A 16,632-nucleotide genomic window follows, 5' to 3' on the forward strand; every position below is an offset into this window, starting at 1 on the left:
TTTTACGCTAAAGGAGCTGTTTCTGTTATATGCTGAAGTTGATATAGATTGTAATAAAATCCCCTTTTTTTCATTAACTCTTCATGAGAACCCTTTTCTTTTATTTCACCATCTTCAACATAAATAATTGTATCAACATGCGTGATCGTCGCTAATCGGTGTGCAATGATAATTGTTGTCCGATTTGCAGCTAACGTTTGCAGTGCATCTTGAATATATCGTTCATTTTCTAAATCTAAAGCGGATGTTGCTTCATCTAATATAAGTAAAGACGGATCCTTTAGAAAAACCCGTGCGATTGCTACACGTTGTCTTTGTCCACCAGATAATTTCACACCACGTTCTCCAACGACAGTATCATAGCCGTCTGGCAACTCTGTAATAAAATCATGAATTTGTGCAGCTTTGGCAGCTGAAATCACTTCCGCCTCTGTAGCTTTCGGATTGCCATATAAAATATTAGCACCGATTGTATCGCTAAATAATAAATTATCTTGCAGTACAATTCCAATATTACTACGCAAATTTCTCATATCATACCTTCTTACATCTATCCCGTCTATATAAACTGCACCTTCAGAAACATCATAAAAACGCGGAATTAAACTAGCAAGAGATGACTTTCCTCCTCCACTTGCCCCCACAAGCGCAACCTTCTCTCCCGGGCGCATAGTTAATGACAGATTATGCAATATTTCTTTTTCATCCGCATTATAACGAAAAGAAACATTATCAAATATAACTTCCCCATCTAACCTTTTCGTTTGCACCGCATTTGGCACATTAACAATATCGTATTTTTCATCCAACAATTCAAACACTCGATCCATCGAGGCGAAAGACTGTGTTAATGTTGTAGATGAATTAACAAGGCGACGAAGTGGACTATATAAACTATCCATATATCCAACAAAAGCAACCATAGTACCCAGTGTTAACGACCCTTGAATTACCTCATACGCAGCAAAACCAATAACAAGTAACGGCCCTAAATCCGTTAACGTATTCACTACCGAAAATGTTCTTGCCGTCCAACTCGTATGAGTTAATGCTTTCGTTAAAAATTCATTATTTCTCTTTTCAAACTGTCCCCTTTCATACTCTTCTAATGCAAAACTACGTGTCACTTGCATCCCTTGAATACGTTCATGTAAATACCCTTGCATAGTTGCTAACGCTTGCGAGCGCTCTTTCGTCAATTTTCGAAGGCGCCCGAAAAAATATTTCACTGCAACTACATAAATAGGTAAAATTAATAAAGCAACAAAGGTTAATTTTATATTCATAGAAAACATAACGATAATGGCAATAACAATTGTTGCAGTATCTAACCAAACATTCATAAGACCAGTAATTACAAAGTCCTTCGTTTGTTCTACATCATGGATTACACGTGAAATAAGCTCCCCTGTTTTTGTGTTCGAATAATAACGTAAGCTCAATTTTTGCAAGTGCCCAAAAATGTATTTTCGTAAATCGTATAGTATTGTATTGGCAATGCGCTGCGCGAAATATTGACGATAATATTCTATCGGCGGTCTTACTACTGCAAAAATAAAAAAAGCAATCCCAATTGCGGTTATTAATTGAGACGTTTTTTCTTGAAGCGATCCCGTGCCTTGAATAACATCATCAATAATATACTTTAATAACCATGGCATAATAAGCGGGATACCAAACTTCACAAGACCAATAATAATTGTAATAGCAATAAGCCATCGATATGGTTTAACAAATTGTAAATATCTTTTTATACCTTGCACATAATCCCCCCTCTAATAGGACAAACCTGCCGGGAAATCCCCTGCAGGTTTGTTTTAATTTCTGTACATTAAATACCTTTCGTACCACATATCTACGAAATCCGGTGCAAATGGCCCTTTTCTTTGATGAATCCACTGTGTTAAATGTGCTACATTTCGTTTTAAAATAGTATCAATAACAGGTGGATACTGCATGATTTGACTATGCTTCTCATACTCATCTTCATCTAAAAGTGTATATGTCATATCCGGATACACTTTAATATCTAAATCGTAATCAATATACTTTAATGCCTCAGAGTCATATGCAAAAGGAGAACTTAAATTACAATAATAATATACTCCTTCTTCCCTTAGCATTCCAATCACATTAAACCAATAATTGGCATGGAAGTAACAAATCGCAGGTTCGCGAGTAATCCATGTTCGGCCATCTGATTCCGTAACTACTGTACGATCATTCGCGCCGATCACAAGACTCTGCGTCCCTTTTAAAATCGTTGTCTCTTCCCACATTCTATGAATGGAGCCATTATGTTTATAACTATGTATTTGTACCTTTTCTCCTTCTTTGGGAAATCCCATATATGCTCCCTTCTTTCAACTGCAAATGCCATTCTTAAGTTGTCTTAACTACCCCTTGAACTGCATTCACTTTTTTTCTATTATAACTTTTTTGTCAAAATTTTAAAACTAAAGCGATAGGACACTTGTTTTCATGAGGAATATAATGAAGTTTGTATTATTGAATACCACATCACCAACCCTTTTAATAAAGGAAAATCCTCTCTGAATTAGCAATACGTATTTTAGAAGATTAAACGAAGATAGAACAAAAAGAAAAGTCCCCCTCATCTCTGTTTAAGAAAGGACTTTTCACCTAAAATCAACAACATATCTCACCCTTAATTTGAAATTATTTTTTCGGTTTCAAAAGATTGAATCACATTATTCGTTTGCTGTTCAAATTTTTCATGTAAAAGTTTTAATGCTATTTCTGTTCTATATATTTCTTGACGGATAAAATGCAATTCTTTTTTATCGCACGTATCCCTTTCACTCATTTCAATTTGCTGATACTTCTCTAAATGCGATTGTAACTTTAAAAGCTCATCCATCGTTTCCAACTGCTCTCCTACCAACTTATCAAAGTCGTTCATCACTTACCCCCTTTTAAATTCATTCGCCAGTTATAATTCCTATTACATATTTCTAATTGCGCACTTCTTTCTCCTTTGACTACATTTGTTGACTTATTAGAAGTTATGTCGTTCCCTTTATTTTCATTACAATGACTCCTGCACACATAGAAAACACTTCTCTCGAACGGAGAAGTGTTTTTCCATCATTACTGATTTGAGCTAGAAGATTGTGATTTTTTTGCAGCTGATTGTGCATTTTGTTTTTTCACTGCATGCACATCTGTTTCAGTTGCAAACTCTGTACCATAACTAGCATTTGCACTTTGAGCAGCAGAAGCTTGTGCTTTCTGTGCCTCTGATTGTGCGTTCGCTTGTTTTACTGCTTGTACATTCGTTTCAGTTGCAAACTCTGTACCATAACTAGCATTTGTACTTTGAATGCTAGCACCAGAAGTTGCCTTATTATAACCTTGTTGTTTTTTACTCATCTTTCTCACCTCCACAATCAATAATGTAACCAATTCACTTAGAAGTTATCCTTAATTTTCTTTAAAAAAATTCACGAATATATCTCTCATCACTCATTCAAACTACATATGATGGAGGTGGTAATATGTATACTGGACGTGATATGACTGAGCTGACTATGATTTCCAAAAATGAATGGAACAAGGATGAATTAGCTCATTTTCATCATTCATTTCAGCAAATTATGCCTTATCTAAATGTAGAGGGACAAACGATTTATAAAGAAATTGTGAAAGAAATCGAGTCACGTGGCGGATTATAAACGAGTGGATTTTCAACCTCAAAATACAAATTTATTTTCAATATAAAAAACGTGTTCCAAAGTTCTGGAACACGTTTTTATTATTTATCCCGCTATTCGCCGGGCAGTAAGACCCCCACCTCAAAATGCAGCGAAAGCAAAGAAGTTAGGTGGGGGTCGGGCTGCCCGTAAAAGCCCGATTGGTGAAGGCTAATAATCAGTAGGGGATGAAGAAAACCCCCACTGATTAAAGTTTCACTTTATTGCATTGTAATTTTCTCAACACACTTTTCGTAAATTGTACGATGTGATTTCGAGAAAGGTAACTGTTCAAACGCTTCTTTCGAAACAAACTTTAGTGTATCCGTTTCGACAATATTACCTGTTACTTTTCCGTAAAATATAAATATATCCCAAGTACGATGTGTAAAAGTATGTTGTACATTCATCGCGTATTCATCAATTGAAACAGAGAGATCAAAGCTCTCCTTCATATAATCCGTAAGCTGTTGCTTCTGATTACGAATGCCTTCACCTAGTTCAATATTCGGGAACTCCCACATATTAGCCAGTAATCCCGTACTTGGGCGTTTATTAATTACGTAACGGCCATCTTCAGTTTGAAGTACTCCTGCAACGAGCGGTACCATTGTAGGTGCTTTCGCTTTACTCTTCACTGGTAGTTCTTTTTGAACACCTTCAGCATACCCTCTGCAATGTTCACGTACAGGACAAAGTAAACAAGATGGATTTTTCGGTATACAAATTAATGCCCCTAATTCCATCAAACCTTGGTTAAAATACGATGGATTTTCTTTCGAAATAATTTCACGCACAATCTCTTCAAAAACTTTTCTCGTCTTCGGTTTTGCAATATCATCCCACACTGATAAAATACGAGATAATACGCGCATAACATTTCCATCAACCGCTGGCTCTGGTATGCCATATGCAATGCTTAAAATGGCACCTTTTGTATATGGTCCCACTCCTTTTAATTTTTCAATTTTCTTTACATCGCTCGGCACTGTCCCGCCGTATACTTCTTTTACCTCTTTTACTGCAGCATGTAAATTTCGTGCTCTAGAATAATAACCTAAGCCTTCCCATGCTTTTAATACTTCTTCATCATCGGCAGTTGCTAGCGCTTCAAGCGTAGGAAACTTCCCCATAAAATTTGCGTAATATGGTTTTACAGCCTCTACCCTTGTTTGCTGTAACATAATTTCTGAAACCCAAACACGGTATGGATCTTTATTTTTTCGCCATGGTAAATCACGTTGTTCTTTTTCAAACCAACCAATTAAATCATTTTGAAACTGTTCTATGTTAAACTCATTTAATATTTCAAGTGTCAAACTTGATCCCCCTCATTTTTTTGCATATACGTACTATTATAAAGATTTTAGGAAAAAATTTAAGTAAGATGACATAGGAAATAGAAGGCAAAGGACTTGAGGTATCGAATAAAAAGAGTTACATTAATAAAAAACGGAGGTGGATTTCTATGGACACAGCCACTCACCTTGTTATGGGCGTTACTCTAGGCAGTTTGGCAACATTAGATCCAGCTATAGCACAAAGTGATATTGGGCCACAAGCAGTGATGCTTGCAACAATTGCCGGTTCCAATATTCCTGACATCGATACAGTTTTAAAATTGCGTAATAACGCTAAATATATAAGAAATCATCGCGGGATTACTCATTCCATTCCTGCAGTGATTCTTTGGTCACTCCTTATAAGTGGCATCTCTTTCGCCTTCTTTTCAGACGCTCCCTATCTACATCTACTACTTTGGTCATTTATTGCCGTCTTTCTTCATGTTTTTGTGGATATTTTCAATGCCTATGGTACACAGGCATTAAGGCCCTTCACAAAAAAATGGGTAGCGCTCGGCATAATTAATACGTTTGATACTGTCATTTTCTTTATCCATATACTCGCTATCGCCTGTATGCTTGTCGGAGCACATAAAGGCTATACTGCTTTAGCAGCGTATATATTAATGTTTGTTTACTATATCGGCCGCATTATGATGCATCGAAATATTAAAAGTGTAGTATACAAACGTTTCAAAAATGTAGAGAAAGTAATTATTTCTCCTTCTTACAAATTTTATCATTATCATTTAGCCGTCGTTACAACTGAACATTACTACGTCGCAAGATGGCACCGCGGTAACATCCTTGTATACGATAAATTTAATCGCGTACCGTTCCCTAATACCGCCATTATGCAAGCCGCTGTGCGAGATGAAAATATATCTGCTTTCTTATCTTTCTCGCCTGTATATCGCTGGGATATTTTCGATTATGATAACTATTATGAAGTTCGGTTTATTGATTTGCGGTATCGAAGTAAAGATTATTATCCATTCGTCGCAATCGTTCAGCTCGATCAAAATTTAAATATTATTAGTTCATATACAGGATGGATTTTCAGCGAAGAAAAACTTCGAAAGAAACTGGAATTGCTTCCACATTAAAAAAAGCGACCTGAGTCGCTTTTTTTAATGTTTCAAATGATCTTCTTGATTGATTAAATGGCTATACTTCGGATTATTTGTACGCATTTCATGAAGGCGTCTTCCATGATTATTAATCCATGTTCGTACCACTTGCTCAGTCATTTCCTCACCTTGGTAACGACCTGATTTAGCGTAGGTTGTTTGGAAGTCTTCCCACAGTAATTCAACCCATGCACGAGCTTGTGCGTAAGAAAGGTTGTCATTCTTATCTAATAATTCTTTCGTTAATATTTCATAAATATCATTCATGTTCTATTCTCCTTTTACCTATTTATTCCCTTAATTTCTAAAGGATAGTTTCTTCTATTTTGCACATTCTATAAGTGATACTTCTTAAAGGGGTATCGACTGATAATGAGGGGGCGTTCTTAATGGGTAGACAAGCCGAATTTTGGTCTGAGTCAAAAAACAACAGCAAAATCGAAGGTCAACCGAAAGCGAAATCACGCTTCGCTTCGAAAAGACCTAACGGCACAATTAACACGCACCCACAAGAACGTATGCGTGCTGCAAATCAGCAGGAAGAGTAGTACAGTAACAAACTAAATTAACTTCCTACACGAGGTGATAAAGATGAGCTACCGTGACCATTTAGATCGTCGTTCTGAATTATTTAACCATACGTGGACTCGTCCAAAACATGCGAAAGCGCAAGTTAATGGACAGACGCAACAAACCCAGTCTCTCATTATACTGGCAAACGAATGTAAAAAACGCCAATTTTAGAATCTCCTATCTCCTTTAACGCCTACCAAAGATGAAAACCAGAGAGATATTCACTCTCTGGTTTTTATTTTTCCTGCAGCAAGGAAATTGGTATTCCAATCTCTTCATTATCATTTTGCTTATATCCCCAAGCAAATACCCCATTGAAATACGTAATTTTAAATACCACACCAGGTTCTTCTACTAATTCATATGTCTCACCAATATGGAATTTATTTATATCTATCATATAAGCACGAGCCATAGCCATTTTTCTCATTAATACATCGAATTCATTTACAATTCCAAGTTGCTCAGCCTTTACTGCTTGCTCCTTCAAAACCCCAATTTCTTCCCTTAGCTCATGTGGCGTCATTTCACTGTAGCGTTTTGGCATACCCATCTTATTTCCTCATCCCTCTTCACGTTTCATTTGTAAAAAAGTCTCTATCTCATCAATAGAGAATCCTTTTCGATATAACGCTTGCTTCACCTTATTTTCGAATGTCCAACCATCATACTTCTTATATTTCTCATAATATTTATTCCCATGATAGTGTAACGCTTCTTGTTGCTGTTCGTCATCTTTTTCGTCTTTCAATTCTTCCAGACAAATTTGAATTATCTCTCTAGAATACCCTTTACGAACAAGCATTTCTTCTAATTTTTGTTTCATTTGTAAAAATGAATGCTTTTGATAAGATTTTTTTTTCTTTTCTATAAGAAACAAAGCATTCTCAATTTGCTTCTCCTTTGGATACTCTTGTAAACTATGTGTAATGATTAAATCCTGAACACCTTTACTTAATAGCCCTCTCCTAATAACAGTTGGACCTTTTTGATTCACATTACTTTGCGTTCGCACGTATGAAATAGCGTACTCTTTATCATTAATATATCGATCATGTAATAATTTCGAAACGACTTCAGAGATGATGGCCTGTCCCACTTCTTTTTTTCGTAAGAAATCTTCTATTTCTTGTTTTGTTCTCATTTGATAGGATAAATAGGAAATTGCTTGTAAATATGCTTTTTGTACCTCTTCATTGTACAAAATATTCCCTAACGCTACTTCATCAATTTCTAAGCCTTTTTGTAACCCATGTTTCATTAAGATTGCTTGATTCACACTAAACCCGTACTCTTCACCTTGACCTTTATCAATATAAATATTAAATCGTTCTTTCGATCGTTTTTGCACTTCTATTTTTGTAATGACAGTCATACTCTCACCTCTCTATTATTTTAACATAGTCAAGGAACGTTTTTGCTTTTCAAGAATATATATAATGAGGAGGAAATGATTGTGAAAATCGCAATTTCTGGTGGCTCTGGCTTTATCGGCAAATACCTTTCTAGTTTTTTTATTCAAAAGGGATATACTGTTTACATTCTTACTCGAAAAAAAACTGCTGAAACTTCACATACTAACCTTCAATACGTACAATGGACACCGGATTTACAGACCTTTCCCCTCTCCTCTATCGATGTAGTTATTAATCTAGCTGGAGAGTCTATTAATAGTAGATGGACAAAGAAACAAAAAAAAACAATTTTAAACAGTAGGATTCAAACAACAAGAGGACTCATTAAACAATTACAAGCACTCGCAACAAAACCACACACATTTATTAACGCAAGCGCTATTGGATACTATGGAACATCTGAAACAGAGTCTTTTACCGAGCAACAAAAAATTCCCGGAAATGACTTTTTAGCAGAAACAGTATTTTTATGGGAGCAAGAAGCATCTAAAGCACGTTCTCTTGGAATAAGAACAATCTACTCAAGATTTGGAGTCGTATTAGGTGCAGACGGAGGAGCTCTTCCCAAAATGCTACTTCCCTATCAATTATATATTGGGGGTACAATTGGATCTGGAAACCAATGGTTATCATGGATTCATATAGACGATGTCGTTCGCATGATTGATTTCATCATTAACAAAAAAGAAATTGACGGACCTTTTAATATTACAGCGCCAACGCCAATACGAATGAAAGAGTTCGGTGAAATTATTGCCACTATAACTAGGCGACCTCATTGGTTACCTGTTCCTTCATTTGTACTTCGCACTTTACTCGGTGAGATGAGTATACTTGTATTAGAAGGGCAACATGTATTACCCAATAAAGCTATTGAACATGGATATCGATACACATTTCCTACAGTTAACCATGCATTACAAAATATACTCTTGCATACAATGTAGTACTTCTAAAATAGTTTTACGGGTAGTGTATCTCCTTCAAAACTTCTCACTTTCTAAACTCCGGAGCATTACTACACGAACAACCTTTCAGTTACTTTGTCTTAACTTACACTAAATATTACAAAGTAACAGAAATGAGGTACCTATGAAAACATTGCTCAAACAAGCCATTGTATATCCTATTACCTCTCCAAAATTTCAAGGAGATGTACTGGTTACAGGAGAACGAATCACCGAGGTCAAACCTTATATTAAGCCTACTCAAGATATGACAGTTATAGACGCACGAGCTCTTCATCTTTTACCTGGATTTATTGATGTGCATACTCATCTTGGTCTCTATGACGAAGGCACTGGTTGGGCTGGTAATGATGCAAATGAAACATCTGAAGTTTCAACACCACATATCCGTTCTTTAGACGGGATCCATCCTTTTGATATTGCATTTCAAGACGCTGTACAAAATGGAGTTACGACTGTTCACGTTATGCCCGGAAGCCAAAATATTATCGGCGGTACTACTTGTGTAATAAAAACCGCTGGAACTTGTATTGATCATATGATTATTCAGGAACCTGCTGGTTTAAAAATTGCCTTTGGAGAAAACCCTAAAAAGGTCCATAGCAACGGTACAAAAGAATCAATAACACGCATGGGAATTATGGGCTTACTTCGTGAATCATTCTATGACGCACAACACTACGGGCATGAAGCTGATTTTCGAATGCTCCCTATTTTAAAAGCACTCCGCCGTGAAATACCGGTACGTATCCACGCTCACCGTGCAGATGATATCACTTCAGCTTTACGCTTTGCGACAGAATTCAATCTTGATTTACGTATTGAACATTGTACAGAAGGACACTTTATTGTTGAGGAACTTTCGAAACATAATTTAAAGATTTCAGTTGGTCCGACTCTTACACGACGTTCGAAAATCGAGCTTAAAAACAAAACATGGGATACTTATCATATATTATCGAAAAGTGGCATAGAAGTTTCTATTACAACAGATCACCCTTATACACCCATTCAATATTTAAATGTTTGTGCCGCTATCGCTGTTCGAGAAGGATTAGATGAAAAAACAGCCTTGGAAGGAATAACTATTTTTCCAGCTCGTAATTTACGTTTAGAGAATAGAATTGGAAGCATTGAAGTTGGAAAAGATGCTGATCTCGTGTTATGGACTCATCATCCTTTTCACTATTTAGCCAAGCCTGTACTCACCATGATTGACGGAAAAATAATTTACAAAAAAAATAAAAAAAACTAGTTTATTTTTTTGACTAGATAAAGTATTATACGATTATAAACTGAATGAAACCATAATCAATTTGTGTCGTGATTATCATTTTCAAATTGATGAATGGGGAAGGCAAATGGTGCGCCACCAGCGTTATAAACTGGTTCTAGTGGGTTCGATTCCCACCCCGAAATTTTTTAAAGTTTGATATAAAAATTTCGAGGGTGGGTGTTTTTTCGTCATGCTACCCTCGTGTGAGGAGGAGTTAGTGTGTTGAAAAAACGCGACTTACACGACAGCCACGTTCTATACGAGTTAATGGTGGATCCAGCTGTCTTCCCTTTTGTGCGTCAAAAGGCTTATTCTTATGAAGAATATTTATTTTTAACGAAGCAAACAATTGAAGCCGAAGAGCGTGGAGAATTAATCTCACGCACAATTTTGGATGAATGGGGTAACCCTATCGGTACAATTACTTTATTTGATGTGCAAGAAAAAGCCGGATTCCTCGGAACCTGGCTTGGCAAACCCTATCATGGTAAAGGATATAATAAATTAGCGAAAGATTCATTTTTTAGCGAACTTTTCTACGAATTAGATATTGAAACGATCTTTATGCGTATTCGTAAAATAAATATCAGGTCTATTAAAGCTGCCGAAAAACTACAATATGTAAATCTAGCAAATGAAACAAGAAAAGCCGTTTATGATGAAATTAACGCGCATGAAGAAGTATATAATTTATATGAAATTCCAAAAGATCAATATACACTTGCAACAATGCGAGATACAACATTCCAAGAAGCAAACCAATTAAAAGAAGCATAATCTAAAAATTCAGAAATGATAATTAATCAATGCTAGTTTGACATATATGTATATCACCCCATGTCTTTGGAAACGATAGATAGTGACTTTAGGACACGAGGTGATTTGTAATGGATAAAAAGAAACGTGATAAAGCAAAAAACACATTATCTAGTACACAAGAAGTTCTCTATCAACGAGAATTTCGAAAAGCAGATCGTGCAGCGGGCTATCGCTCAAAAAGCATTTAAAGTGAAACTGAATAATTAGAAGGTTCCCCCCCTAATTATTCAGTTTCATTACATAAGATTTTCCAATGGATTCGCAAAAAAGGTTCCTTATAAATAAGGAACCTTTTTTGTGGACAACTTTATCCACAAAAATTGTAGAATTGTGCATAAATTCCAAAATTATTTTACGAATTCATTTATTTAAATGAATTCTAAACGTGATAATTGTGGATAATTTTCTAAAAATTGTGGATTATGTGGATATAGTTGTTAATATTCCGACTTTGCTGTCTAATGAAAGCCCAATCCTTTGTGGATAAGTTAATAATTCACATTTTCTTTTTTTACAACAATAAAAAAACCCCCTTTAAATGCTTAAAAGAGGGGGTTCATATTAAGTAAAAGATTCGGCAAGAGCTGGTGATTTAATAGGTATATGATTCGGCTCTGCATGATTTTCTGCCAAAATTGTATCCACAATATGACCAGCTGGCTCCGGGCGATAAATACTTTTCATTGCTTCTTTCATTTGAAGAAGCTTCATATCATCTTGCAATAACGCCTCTGTTTTTGCAAAAACTTCACTATCATCACGAATTACAACTGCAGCCCCTTTTTTTTCAAAATACAACGCATTTTCATTTTCTTGTCCTGGGACAGGTTTATATAAAATGACAGGTACTTGTAATGCTGCTGCTTCGCTTAATGTAATACCACCTGGCTTCGTAATCATACAGGAAGTAACACGGAACAACTCATCAATGTTTTCAACATAACCAAATACTTTTAAAGCATCAGAACTTTGTTCCTGTAGTTCCATTAAATCCTGCTTTAAAGCTTCGTTTTTCCCACAAACGACAACTACTTGTAAGTTTGGTACTGACATAAATGACTGGCATAGCTCTTTTACACTTCCTAGCACACCATGAGCACCTGCTACAATTAGTAAAATCTTTTTATCCTTACATAACTGATATTTATTATATATAATTGCTGGATTTATCTTTAGCTCAAAACTGCTACGAATCGGAATCCCTGTTTCAACAATTTGCTCTGCAGGTACACCGATATCAACCATCACTTTTTTCACATGATCGGTTGCTACAAAATAACGATCTACTTCTCGATGGATCCATATTTTATGCACGCAAAAATCCGTTAATACATTATAAACAGGAATAGAAATACCTATTTGCTTTTTCAGTTCTGGTACAGCGATGATTGGAAAGGTATTAATAACAATATCCGGTTTCTCCACCTGTAATAGCGTCTTCAAACGCTTTCTCCCAAAATTCGCATACCAAGATGCTATTTTTTTATCATAAATTTTCTCTACACCATAATAAAACAAACGATATAATTCTTTTCCTATCGTATAGCTTTTTAAATATAAATATTTTGTAATATCGGTTATAACTGGATGTGATTCTCCAAACAAGTCGCATACAATTACATCTTTGATTCCTTTTTGACGAAAGGTTTGTTCTAATGTTTTCGCTACTTGCACATGACCGTTACCGTAATGTGCAGTTAATATTAAAACCTTGGGGTTTTTTATCAAACAAATCCACTCCTAGCTTTTTGTTTCTCCATATTGCATATACGACAATAGGAAAAACATTTTCCTTAAACATTACATACTCGGATTCCAATATTTCCCTGTTAGCTATGTACCTGTCGTGGATATGCAAAGCATATAAGATTGACCCCTTAATCCTATCTGTGCTCATATCTTTACATTATACTTTCCTATAAGAGCTTTCGCAATAACTTACAAATGTTCTATATTCCATAATACTCACTCTTTTACTTCTTAATTCTTTTTACTATTTTGATTTCCCTTTACAATTATGTAAATTTCTCCGCTTATTCTTTACAAAAATATGGATATTCTCTTTTCAGTATACTCTGTTCTGAATATATACTCTAGATTTTATTATAAAGTGAAACTTTAATCAGTAGGGGGTGTTCATCCCCAACTGATTAAAGTTTCACCAATCGGGCTTTTACGGGCAGCAGGGCTCCCACCTAACTTCTTTGCTCTAGCTGAATTTTAGAGTGGGAGCCCTACTGCCCACAAATAGCGGGGTAAAGAAACAAAAAGTCTAATCCAACATTTGGATTAGACTGCTTTTAAAATATATTTCGCATGCTCCACATTTTCTTCTGTCGGTGGATTCACATCCGCAAGTGGATACTTATGTCCAAGTGCCTCCCATTTATAAACACCGAGTTTATGATATGGCAACACTTCCACTTTCTTAACATTAGATAGACTTTGAATAAAGCTTGATAGTTTTTGCAGATCCTCTTCACCATCGGTAACACCGGGAACCAATACATGTCTTACCCAAATTGGCTTCTTTTTATCCGATAAATAACGAGCAAATTGTAAAATGTGTTCATTTGGTTTCCCTGTTAATTTACGATGTTTCTTTGAATCAATATGCTTCAAATCCAATAAAACTAAATCTGTATAATCCATTAAAATGTCTAGCTTATTTTGGAATTCTGGTTCTTCAGAATAACAACCACCAGAAGAATCGATTGTTGTATGGATACCAGCTTCTTTGCACTTTTTAAACAACTCAATTAAGAAGTCTAGTTGTAATAGTGGCTCTCCACCGCTAACTGTTATACCGCCTCCAGAAGCCTCAATAAATGGAAGGTAACATGTCACATCCTGCATCACTTCTTCAACTGTTATTTCTTTACCTTTACCGATTTCCCACGTATCAGCATTATGACAATATTGACAACGTAATAAACATCCTTGTGTAAATATGACATAACGAATCCCTGGGCCATCAACAGTACCACAAGACTCTACAGAATGTATTCTTCCTTTTACCATGTTACTTCCTCCTTTATTGAAACAGCCTCCCTCCGCTATATATTAAAAGCGGAGGGACACTTTTTTCACTTACATGCTTTCATGCATTGTACGGTTAATTACATCAATTTGTTGTTCGCGAGTTAATTTAATAAAGTTAACAGCGTAACCAGATACACGAATTGTTAATTGTGGATATTTTTCAGGGTGCTCCATTGCATCCATTAATGTTTCACGGTTAAATACGTTAATATTTAAGTGGTGTCCTTCTTTTATTGCATATCCATCAAGCATAGATACTAAGTTGCGTACTTGTACATCATCTTCTTTACCAAGTGCTTTCGGAATAATAGAGAATGTATTTGAAATACCATCTTGTGCATCTTCATATGGTAATTTAGCTACAGATAATAATGAAGCTAATGCACCTTTTGTATCACGTCCATGCATTGGGTTTGCGCCCGGTGCAAATGGTTCTCCAGTACGACGTCCATCTGGAGTGTTACCAGTTTTCTTACCGTATACAACGTTAGATGTGATTGTTAAGATTGACATTGTATGAACAGAATTACGGTATGTTTTATGTTTGCGAATCTTGTTCATAAATGTTTTCACAAGATTTACTGCGATTTCATCTACACGATCATCATTGTTACCGTATTTAGGGAAATCCCCCTCAATTTCGAAATCAACTGCAATACCATTTTCATCACGAATTGGTTTTACTTTTGCGTATTTAATTGCACTTAAAGAGTCTGCTACTACAGATAATCCAGCGATACCTGTTGCCATTGTACGAAGAACATTTGTATCATGAAGTGCCATTTCAATACGTTCATAGCTATATTTATCGTGCATATAGTGAATTACATTTAATGTATTTAAGTATAGACCAGCTAACCATTCCATTGTCATATCGAATTTACGCATAACTTCTTCATAATCTAATACTTCAGAAGTAATTGGTGCGTATTCAGGACCAACTTGTGCTTTTGACTTTTCATCTTTACCACCGTTAACCGCATATAGTAATGCTTTCGCTAAGTTTGCACGTGCTCCGAAGAACTGCATTTGTTTACCAATTCTCATTGCTGATACACAACAAGCAATACCGTAGTCATCACCGTAGTCAGGACGCATAATGTCATCATTTTCGTATTGAATTGCTGATGTTTTAATAGACATTTTTGCACAGTAGTTTTTAAAGTTCTCTGGTAATTGTTTAGACCAAAGAACTGTTAAGTTTGGTTCTGGTGCTGGTCCTAAATTATCTAATGTATGCAAGAATCGGAATGAGTTTTTTGTTACTAACGGACGACCGTCTAACGCCATACCACCGATAGATTCAGTTACCCAAGTTGGATCTCCAGAGAATAGTTCATTGTAATCAGGTGTTCTTGCAAATTTCACAAGACGTAATTTCATAATGAAATGGTCCACAATTTCTTGTGCTGCTTCTTCTGTTAAAGTACCATTTGCTAAATCTCTTTCAATGTAAACATCTAGGAATGTAGATGTACGTCCAAGACTCATTGCTGCCCCGTTTTGTTCTTTAATTGCTGCAAGATAAGCAAAGTATAACCATTGGAAAGCCTCTTGTGCATTTGTAGCTGGCTTAGAAATATCGAATCCATGAGAAGCAGCCATCTGTTTTAACTCTTGAAGTGCACGCATTTGCTCAGATAATTCTTCGCGTAAACGCATTGTATCTTCGCTCATTACACCACCAGTTAAATTAAAATCAGCTTTTTTCGCTTCAATTAAACGATCTATACCGTATAATGCTACGCGGCGATAGTCACCGATAATACGTCCACGTCCATATGCATCTGGAAGACCAGTAATAACACCTGATTTACGAGCCGCTTTCATTTCTGGTGTGTATGCATCAAATACACCTTGATTATGAGTTTTACGCCAATCTCTGAAAATACTGCTAAGTTCTTTATCCATTTCATATCCATACGCTTCACAAGCTTGTTCCGCCATACGAATACCACCATATGGTTGTAAAGAACGTTTAAATGGTTTATCAGTTTGGAAACCGACCACTTTTTCAATATCTTTATTTAAATATCCTGGTTCATGTGATGTAATAGAAGAAACAATTTTTGTATCCATATCAAGAACGCCACCGTTTTCACGTTCCTTTGTTGTTAAATCCATTACTTGATCCCAAAGTTTTTTCGTGTCTTCAGTTGCTTCTGCTAAGAAAGAGTCTTCTCCCTCGTAAACGTTTACATTATTTAAAATGAAATCGCGAACATCAATCTCTGCTTTCCATTTTTCACCTTTAAAGTTTTCCCACGCGTTTTTTACATTTTCTAATACTTGAGTCATCCTAATCTCCTCCATTTTTGATTAGTACAGGACTACGTTTTTTTATATAACAGCT

General features: G+C 35.8%; 19 protein-coding genes. 8 read left to right on the plus strand and 11 right to left on the minus strand.

Features of this window, described 5'->3' with window-relative positions:
• Nucleotides 1–2: 2 nt before the first annotated feature.
• The 4 genes from QCI75_RS24210 to QCI75_RS24225 form a co-directional block, all read right to left on the minus strand.
• The gene (locus QCI75_RS24210; RefSeq protein ID WP_353761319.1) at nucleotides 3–1,763 is read right to left on the minus strand and encodes an ABC transporter ATP-binding protein; all 1,761 of its coding nucleotides are present in this window, start codon (nucleotides 1,761–1,763) and stop codon (nucleotides 3–5) included.
• Nucleotides 1,764–1,817: 54 nt separating this feature from the next.
• Nucleotides 1,818–2,348, minus strand: a complete 531-nt coding sequence (ntdP, locus tag QCI75_RS24215) for a nucleoside tri-diphosphate phosphatase (protein ID WP_000506627.1) — start codon at nucleotides 2,346–2,348, stop codon at nucleotides 1,818–1,820.
• A gap of 320 nt (nucleotides 2,349–2,668) precedes the next feature.
• Nucleotides 2,669–2,923, minus strand: a complete 255-nt coding sequence (locus tag QCI75_RS24220) for a YgaB family protein (RefSeq protein WP_000997589.1) — start codon at nucleotides 2,921–2,923, stop codon at nucleotides 2,669–2,671.
• 188 nt (nucleotides 2,924–3,111) lie between these two features.
• Complete coding sequence (locus QCI75_RS24225; RefSeq protein WP_002115954.1) at nucleotides 3,112–3,393, minus strand: gamma-type small acid-soluble spore protein; 282 nt, start codon at nucleotides 3,391–3,393, stop codon at nucleotides 3,112–3,114.
• 125 nt (nucleotides 3,394–3,518) lie between these two features.
• Here QCI75_RS24225 and QCI75_RS24230 point away from each other — a divergent pair, with 125 nt between their 5' ends.
• Nucleotides 3,519–3,695, plus strand: coding sequence for a hypothetical protein (locus tag QCI75_RS24230; RefSeq protein ID WP_002094743.1), 177 nt, complete (start codon nucleotides 3,519–3,521; stop codon nucleotides 3,693–3,695).
• A gap of 239 nt (nucleotides 3,696–3,934) precedes the next feature.
• Here QCI75_RS24230 and mutY read toward each other — a convergent pair whose 3' ends face one another.
• Complete coding sequence (mutY, locus tag QCI75_RS24235) at nucleotides 3,935–5,032, minus strand: A/G-specific adenine glycosylase (RefSeq protein WP_002115953.1); 1,098 nt, start codon at nucleotides 5,030–5,032, stop codon at nucleotides 3,935–3,937.
• A 149-nt stretch (nucleotides 5,033–5,181) separates the two neighbouring features.
• Here mutY and QCI75_RS24240 point away from each other — a divergent pair, with 149 nt between their 5' ends.
• Nucleotides 5,182–6,162 carry a metal-dependent hydrolase gene (locus QCI75_RS24240; RefSeq protein ID WP_002125060.1) on the plus strand — a complete coding sequence of 327 codons (981 nt, stop codon included), beginning with the start codon at nucleotides 5,182–5,184 and terminating at the stop codon, nucleotides 6,160–6,162.
• Between the two features lie 24 nt (nucleotides 6,163–6,186).
• Here QCI75_RS24240 and QCI75_RS24245 read toward each other — a convergent pair whose 3' ends face one another.
• Nucleotides 6,187–6,453: a YfhJ family protein gene (locus tag QCI75_RS24245; RefSeq protein WP_144507856.1), complete on the minus strand. Its 267-nt coding sequence runs from the start codon at nucleotides 6,451–6,453 to the stop codon at nucleotides 6,187–6,189.
• A gap of 122 nt (nucleotides 6,454–6,575) precedes the next feature.
• Here QCI75_RS24245 and QCI75_RS24250 point away from each other — a divergent pair, with 122 nt between their 5' ends.
• Together QCI75_RS24250 and QCI75_RS24255 are read left to right on the plus strand one after the other, a co-directional pair.
• Nucleotides 6,576–6,734: a small, acid-soluble spore protein K gene (locus tag QCI75_RS24250; protein WP_002113845.1), complete on the plus strand. Its 159-nt coding sequence runs from the start codon at nucleotides 6,576–6,578 to the stop codon at nucleotides 6,732–6,734.
• Between the two features lie 43 nt (nucleotides 6,735–6,777).
• The gene (locus QCI75_RS24255) at nucleotides 6,778–6,930 is read left to right on the plus strand and encodes a YpzG family protein (protein WP_002010325.1); all 153 of its coding nucleotides are present in this window, start codon (nucleotides 6,778–6,780) and stop codon (nucleotides 6,928–6,930) included.
• Between the two features lie 64 nt (nucleotides 6,931–6,994).
• Here the strand turns inward: QCI75_RS24255 and QCI75_RS24260 are convergent, their stop codons facing one another.
• Nucleotides 6,995–7,312 carry a YfhH family protein gene (locus tag QCI75_RS24260; RefSeq protein WP_002113842.1) on the minus strand — a complete coding sequence of 106 codons (318 nt, stop codon included), beginning with the start codon at nucleotides 7,310–7,312 and terminating at the stop codon, nucleotides 6,995–6,997.
• A gap of 9 nt (nucleotides 7,313–7,321) precedes the next feature.
• Nucleotides 7,322–8,134 (minus strand): recombination regulator RecX, encoded by an 813-nt coding sequence (gene recX / locus QCI75_RS24265; RefSeq protein ID WP_144507853.1) that lies wholly within the window; start codon nucleotides 8,132–8,134, stop codon nucleotides 7,322–7,324.
• A gap of 81 nt (nucleotides 8,135–8,215) precedes the next feature.
• Between recX and QCI75_RS24270 the strand changes: the two genes are divergently transcribed.
• The 4 genes from QCI75_RS24270 to QCI75_RS24285 all read left to right on the plus strand — a co-directional run bounded on the left by QCI75_RS24270 (nucleotide 8,216) and on the right by QCI75_RS24285 (nucleotide 11,425).
• Complete coding sequence (locus QCI75_RS24270) at nucleotides 8,216–9,121, plus strand: TIGR01777 family oxidoreductase (RefSeq protein WP_186320960.1); 906 nt, start codon at nucleotides 8,216–8,218, stop codon at nucleotides 9,119–9,121.
• A gap of 145 nt (nucleotides 9,122–9,266) precedes the next feature.
• Nucleotides 9,267–10,397: an amidohydrolase gene (locus tag QCI75_RS24275; protein WP_098778055.1), complete on the plus strand. Its 1,131-nt coding sequence runs from the start codon at nucleotides 9,267–9,269 to the stop codon at nucleotides 10,395–10,397.
• Between the two features lie 240 nt (nucleotides 10,398–10,637).
• Entirely contained in the window at nucleotides 10,638–11,195 is a 558-nt protein-coding gene (locus tag QCI75_RS24280) for a GNAT family N-acetyltransferase (RefSeq protein WP_113770734.1), read from the plus strand.
• A 110-nt stretch (nucleotides 11,196–11,305) separates the two neighbouring features.
• Complete coding sequence (locus QCI75_RS24285) at nucleotides 11,306–11,425, plus strand: YfhE family protein (protein WP_000358484.1); 120 nt, start codon at nucleotides 11,306–11,308, stop codon at nucleotides 11,423–11,425.
• A gap of 373 nt (nucleotides 11,426–11,798) precedes the next feature.
• On the opposite strand, the gene QCI75_RS24290 is transcribed toward QCI75_RS24285, so the two are convergent.
• From QCI75_RS24290 to pflB, 3 genes are all read right to left on the minus strand, one after another.
• Nucleotides 11,799–12,965: a diglucosyl diacylglycerol synthase gene (locus QCI75_RS24290; RefSeq protein WP_144507849.1), complete on the minus strand. Its 1,167-nt coding sequence runs from the start codon at nucleotides 12,963–12,965 to the stop codon at nucleotides 11,799–11,801.
• 561 nt (nucleotides 12,966–13,526) lie between these two features.
• Nucleotides 13,527–14,258, minus strand: a complete 732-nt coding sequence (gene pflA, locus QCI75_RS24295) for a pyruvate formate-lyase-activating protein (RefSeq protein ID WP_144507847.1) — start codon at nucleotides 14,256–14,258, stop codon at nucleotides 13,527–13,529.
• A 69-nt stretch (nucleotides 14,259–14,327) separates the two neighbouring features.
• Complete coding sequence (gene pflB, locus QCI75_RS24300; protein ID WP_353761322.1) at nucleotides 14,328–16,577, minus strand: formate C-acetyltransferase; 2,250 nt, start codon at nucleotides 16,575–16,577, stop codon at nucleotides 14,328–14,330.
• Nucleotides 16,578–16,632 lie beyond the last annotated feature (55 nt).

The organism is Bacillus cereus group sp. RP43, assembly GCF_040459645.1.
In the GTDB taxonomy this organism is placed as follows: domain Bacteria; phylum Bacillota; class Bacilli; order Bacillales; family Bacillaceae_G; genus Bacillus_A; species Bacillus_A mycoides_C.